The following is a 6210-nucleotide window of genomic DNA, read 5'->3' as shown; positions in this document are numbered from 1 at the left end:
ATGGCAGAGCCGCTATTTCGTGAGGCCGGCGAATACCGCAGGGAGCCGCTCGGGCAACCGCTGCACATGATCAACCACGGTGTATCCCCGGGCCCCGAAGATCCGCGGCACGTATTCATCCGCGTGTCGATCCAGGGTCAGGCAGTAGGTGAATACCCCACGGGTGGCCAACTCCTCCACTGCCTTCTTCGCGTCCTGCCGCAGGTACACCGGATCCCGGATATCCACATCGGCCGGCTCCCCGTCACTCACTACCAGCAGCAGTTTCTTGCGTTCCAGCTCGCGCAGTAGAAATCCCGCCGCGTGGCGGAACGCGGCGCCCATGCGGGTGGAAAGTCCACCCCGCATCCCCGCGAGGCGCGCCTTCACCTTGTCGTCGTAGGGCTGGCCGAAGTCCTTGAACCGGTAATATTGTACGTCATGGCGCCCATCGGAGGCGAAACCGTGGATGGCGAAGGGATCGCCGATACCATGGATCGCCCAGGCGAGCAACGCGGTGGCCTCGCGCGCCAACTGCACCACCGGCCGGTCGCTGTCCCCCAAGCTCTCATTGGTGGATTCGGACAGATCCAGCAGCACCAGCACCGCCAGATCCCGGGTCTTGCGGACGTGACGAATGTTGATACGCGGATCCGGGCTGCGTCCCATGCGCAGGTCCACCATGGCGCGGATCGCCGCGTCCAGATCGATTTCGTCCCCCACCTCCTGGCGGCGCAGCCGGACCACGCCCTCCGGCTGCAGACTGTCGATCACGTGCTTGATGCGCGACGCCAGCGGTTTGTAGGCCTCCAGAACCCGATCGATGTCCCGGGCGTCGCCGCGCGGCTGACGCTTCTCCAGCACAGTGGTCCATTCCGGACGGCTGAGCTGAATCTGATAGTCCCACTCCGGATAATGGTAGGGCGTGCTTACGGGCTCCCGCCCTTCGATCTGGTTGATACTCACCCCGTCCGGGTCGCCGTCCCGGTAGAATTCCGTCTCCAGGGTCCAGACCTCCTGGGCATCGTCGCCCGCCAGCTCGCAGTCGAGTTCGTTGGCCATCTCGATGACGGATACGGTGCGCCGCAGCTGACGCTGGCTGGCGGCCACATACTCCACGCCCTGATCCCAAACGTTTTCGGCAAAGGTCCATATATAGCGGTTGTCGTCCCGATAGGGAATCGCCACGGATTGCAGCGTCCGCAGACCTGGGACGGTGTGGCGCTCGCCCAGGCGGTTAAAAAATTCAACGCCCAGATCCCAGCTCAGGCGGTTGTCCGCAGACCGGGCTGCGTAGCCGTCGCGAAACGCGCCAGCTGCCATACGAACCCAGGGGTCCGGGTCTGCATACCCAGCGTCCAGGAGCGCGTGCGCGCAGCGTTCCACTAGGCCGACCACCGGATCAGTGGGACAACTCACGTCCTGCACCTTTTCGTGGAAGCGCAACCAAAGCTGCTTCAACCCGGGAAATTCGCGAATCGCCAAGTGTTCGACCCGGGCGTCCTCAAACAGCGCAATGAAAACCATCTGGCCCGGACTCAGTCCTTCCGCGGAGATCGGCGCACTGGTGTAGACGATATGAGCCGCCGCGTGCGCCGCGGCGGCGCGATACAATTCCGACCCCGGAATGTCAGCGTAGTCGTCATAGGCATCCGGCAGGTGCAGCACCCGCCCTTCGATGAACGGCCGATAACCCTCGCGGCTTTCATAATCCCCGGAGGTGGGCCGCATGAAAAAATCGCGGCCCCACAAGGCGCGCAGGTAAAAATTGAGACGCCGATGCAGGTCCACGAACAGGGTCCCCCGGCGTTCCTGCTGGAGTACTGCCAGACTATCGCTGGACTCCAAGGCGAAGTATCGGGTCTGCGCCGCGAAGTCACGCCCATGGGCCTGGGCCCCCCAATTCGCCCAGCGCCGGAGCCCGCCCAGGGTGAGCTTGGCGAGCAGCGGGTCCAGATGTTCCAGCATGGGACGCAGGCCGCGCGGCGCCTTGGCCGACAACTGGTGGATCAACGCCAGGTAATTGCGCAACAGCTCCGCGTCGCCTAATCGCCGTGCGGCGATGGGTAGCGTGGCAAAGAGCAGCGCGATGATCTGGCCGCTGACCATGGAGGCGAGCTTCATGGCCGCGGACACGCATACGGGGATCAGGTTTTCACCGACGGCCTTGGCCACCGCCGGCATGGCCTCCAGGTAGGAGACCACCAAGTCAGTACCGCGCCCCAGTTCACACAGCCCGCGCGCGCCCTCCAGGTAATTGTGCATGCCGCCGGGCGACATCACGCGCGCTGCTTCGCCAAAACAGGCGTCGAAGGTTTCCCGCAGTTCCGGCGTGACCTTCTCCAGGAACGGGCGGTATTCTTCCAGATTGACAGTCATTGCCGCGCTGCCCTTGTGATGGGCCGTCCCCGACCGGGGCGCTGCGACCGACCCGCCCAGTCTGCCGCGTCGTAGCGGCCTTGTGCAGAGTGACGTCCGGTTACCGGCCAGGGTGCCGCCCAAACGGGGCGGCACCTACCGGTAACAGACTTACTTGGAATCCAGATTCAGAATCAGTTTGGCGAGAACCTTGGCCTGCGCGGGTGTCGCCATTCCCGGCGGCATGGGCGTCGAACCCCAGGTACCGGAACCACCATTGGCGATACGATCCGTCAGCAGGGCTTCCGCCTTTGGATCGCCCTTGTACTTCTTCGCCACAGACGTCCACGCGGGCCCGACGATCTTGTTATCGATGCCGTGGCAACTCATGCATGCCAGCCCCTTGGATTGCACATAGGTCTGGATCTTACCCGCATCGGCCTTGTTGAACTCGGTAGCGCCCGCCGTCTGTAGCAGCGCCGCGCTCGCGGCCACCGCCGCTGCAATCGTGATTACTTTAGTAAACCTCACCATGATGTGACCTCCGGTCGATATCCAAAACACCCAGAAATCTTGTTGTGACCACCCCGCCCCGCCCACGGCTCGCTGGTACAGCGGCACACCGAAAACTAGGCTTCCTATCATACCAACGTGCGGCGTTGCCCGCACGCGCCAAGCCGGGGGCACCGCAGCCCTGTTCCGCAGACACGCGCCGCGTCAGCCGCGCCGGACCAGGATGGCACACCCGGCATCCTGCGTAACCACCGATCCACCCGGCAGGGCAGGGCGAGCCCCTGGGCGCGCTCCAAGGTAGTGCGGCTACGCCCTCGGCTTGCCGGCACGTCGGTACTCTCACTCCGGGATCCGATGAAAGGTCCTGGCCAAGCTCGTCTTGTGACGCGGTTTCCACAATAGCTTACGGGAACGTCGTGCGGCATGATCAGGATCAAAAAAAAGTGCTCACCGCGGCGTCCAGGGTATCGCGCATGTCCGCGTCGTCGGTAATCGGGCGTACCAGGGTCATCCGGCACGCCGCCTTCGGGTCGATGCCCTTGGCGATCAGATGTCCCGCATAGACCAGCAACCGGGTGGAAATGCCCTCGTCCAGGCCGTGGCCCTTGAGATTCCGCGCCCGGTGGGAGATGGCCACCAGTTTCCGGGCAACCTCAGCGTCGACGCCCGCTTCGTGGCGAACAATTTCCGCCTCCACCTCCGCAGGGGGATAGTCGAAGTCCAGGGCCCCGAAGCGCTGTTTGGTCGACTGTTTCAAATCCTTCATCAGACTCTGATACCCGGGGTTGTAGGAAATCACCAGCTGGAAATCCGGATGAGCCGATACCAATTCGCCCTTCTTCTCCAAGGGTAGATTGCGCCGGTGATCCGTGAGGGGGTGGATCACCACCGTGGTGTCCTGACGCGCCTCCACCACCTCGTCCAGGTAACAGATCGCCCCGCTACGGGCCGCCATTGTAAGCGGGCCGTCGTGCCAGCGGGTGCCGTCTGCATCCAGCAGGTAACGGCCCACGAGGTCCGAGGCGGTCATGTCTTCGTTACAGGCCACGGTGATCAGCGGCCGCTCCAGCTTCCAGGCCATGAATTCGACGAAGCGCGACTTTCCGCAGCCGGTGGGGCCCTTCAACATCACCGGCATGCGCGCCTCGTAGGCCGCCTCGTACAACGCGATTTCATCCGCCACCGCCCGGTAATAGGGCTCCTCGCTGATCTTGTACTGCTCGATATCGGACATTGGATTCATCCTGCTCGATTGTGCGGATCCCGAACCGGGGAACGCCATTGCGACCGGGCCGCGGGCGCGCTCCATACCACAAAAAAGCCCCCGCTCGGGCAGGCCGGGCAGGGGCCTTGGAGGACCATCCGCCGACCTATACCTTAATAGGGCCCCGGAAGATCACCAGCGCGGTACCTTGGGACTGCTTGGCGTTGTCGTAACCGACCAAGCGTACGTGGTGCGTCGAGTTGGCCTTGTGGCAATTCGCCGCCTCGGCCAGAATCCGCTCCACGTTGGTCTCGCCGAACATCGGTAGCTTCCACATGTACCAATAGTGGTCGGTGGCGTTTTCCGGCTCGGTATGTTCGATGGCCGGGTTCCAACCTTTCTTGACGATATACTCCACCTGCCGGTGAATTTGCTTCTCGTCCAGCTCCGGGAGATAGGAGAAGGTCTCAAATTTACGGCTGGTGGGATCGCTCAACCGTGACTTGTAATCCTGTAATTCGCTCATCTCGATTCTTCCTCATCCAGTCGGGTCAACGCCGTTCCCGGGTCAGGCCGTGTGCCCGGCCCGGGAACGCGGGAAACTATCGGTGGGCGACGTCCAGCTTGTCCACCGTGTCGAATTCGAACTTGATCTCCTTCCATGTTTCCATCGCGGACTTCAACTCCGGGCTGTGCTTGGCGGCGGCGGTGAGAATCTCCTTGCCCTCCTTCTCGAGCTGACGCCCCTCGTTGCGGGCCTCCACACAGGCCTCCAGCGCAACCCGGTTGGCCGCGGCGCCCGCGGCGTTGCCCCAGGGGTGGCCCAGGGTGCCACCGCCGAACTGGAGCACTGAATCGTCACCGAAGATGGCGGTCAACGCCGGCATGTGCCAGACATGGATGCCACCGGAGGCCACCGGGAACACCCCGGGCATGGAACCCCAATCCTGGTCGAAGAAGATACCGCGCGAGCGGTCTTCCTTGATGAAGCGGTCACGCATGATGTCGATCCAGCCGAGGGTGGCCTCGCGGTCGCCCTCCAGCTTGCCTACCACCGTGCCGGAATGGAGATGGTCACCGCCGGAGAGCCGCAGGATCTTCGCCAACACCCGGAAATGGATCCCGTGCTTGGGATGACGGTCGAGTACCGCGTGCATGGCGCGGTGGATATGCAGCAGCAGCCCATTGTCGCGGCACCAGTTGGCCAAGCCGGTATTGGCACAGAATCCACCGGTGATGTAGTCGTGCATAATGATAGGCATACGCAGTTCCTTGGCGTACTCGGCGCGCTTGTACATCTCCTCGGGTGTCGGCGCGGTCACGTTGCAATAGTGGCCTTTGCGCTCGCCGGTCTCCGCCTCCGCCTTGTGGAGGGCCTCCGCCACGAAGCTGAAGCGGTCACGCCAACGCATGAAGGGCTGCGAGTTGACGTTCTCGTCGTCCTTGGTGAAGTCCAGACCACCACGCAGACACTCGTACACGGCGCGGCCGTAGTTCTTCGCGGACAGTCCCAGCTTGGGCTTGATGGTGCAGCCCAGCAACGGGCGACCATACTTGTTGAGCTTGTCACGCTCCACCTGGATGCCGTTGGGCGGCCCGCCACAGGTCTTCACATAAGCGATCGGGAACCGCACGTCTTCCAAACGCAAGTGACGCAGGGCCTTGAAACCGAATACGTTGCCCACCAGAGAAGTAAACACGTTCACCACCGAACCCTCTTCGAACAGGTCGATGGGATAGGCCACGAAGGCGTAGAAGGATTCGTCATCGCCCGGCACGTCCTCGATGCGGTAGGCGCGGCCCTTGTAGTAATCCAGATCGGTGAGCAGATCGGTCCACACCGTGGTCCAGGTACCGGTGGAAGACTCCGCAGCGACTGCCGCCGCGGCCTCCTCACGGGGCACCCCAGGCTGGGCCGTGACCTTGAAGCAGGCCAGGATATCGGTATCCGCCGGAGTGTAGTCCGGCATCCAGTAGGTTTCGCGGTACGCCTTTACGCCCGCCTGGTAGGTTTTCTTGGACATGCGACTGCCTCCATCTCGAGTATCGGCGCGCCCTGTTGGCCGGGGCAAACGACTGGGAATCGGTGCACAACACCCGGGTACTTCATCAGGAGAGCGGAGTACGCCAGGGTCGGTGCCCAGAAGTATAGGTCC

Annotated in this window: 5 protein-coding genes; all 5 read right to left on the bottom strand. The window is 63.1% G+C overall.

Annotation, left to right across the window (positions count from 1 at the left end; translation table 11 throughout):
• Window positions 1-12: 12 nt before the first annotated feature.
• A complete protein-coding gene (locus tag B7Z66_15750; GenBank protein ID OYV74652.1) occupies window positions 13-2358 on the bottom strand; it encodes a VWA domain-containing protein in 2346 nt (781 codons plus the stop codon).
• 150 nt (window positions 2359-2508) lie between these two features.
• Window positions 2509-2871 (bottom strand): hypothetical protein, encoded by a 363-nt coding sequence (locus tag B7Z66_15745; protein ID OYV74651.1) that lies wholly within the window; start codon window positions 2869-2871, stop codon window positions 2509-2511.
• Between the two features lie 412 nt (window positions 2872-3283).
• Complete coding sequence (locus tag B7Z66_15740; protein OYV74650.1) at window positions 3284-4084, bottom strand: AAA family ATPase; 801 nt, start codon at window positions 4082-4084, stop codon at window positions 3284-3286.
• 136 nt (window positions 4085-4220) lie between these two features.
• Window positions 4221-4580, bottom strand: coding sequence for a ribulose bisphosphate carboxylase small subunit (locus B7Z66_15735; protein ID OYV74649.1), 360 nt, complete (start codon window positions 4578-4580; stop codon window positions 4221-4223).
• Between the two features lie 76 nt (window positions 4581-4656).
• Complete coding sequence (gene rbcL / locus B7Z66_15730) at window positions 4657-6078, bottom strand: ribulose-bisphosphate carboxylase large subunit (GenBank protein OYV74648.1); 1422 nt, start codon at window positions 6076-6078, stop codon at window positions 4657-4659.
• Window positions 6079-6210: the final 132 nt, after the last annotated feature.

Source organism: Chromatiales bacterium 21-64-14 (assembly GCA_002255365.1).
In the GTDB taxonomy this organism is placed as follows: domain Bacteria; phylum Pseudomonadota; class Gammaproteobacteria; order 21-64-14; family 21-64-14; genus 21-64-14.
This window is presented reverse-complemented; position numbering and strand designations above follow the sequence as displayed.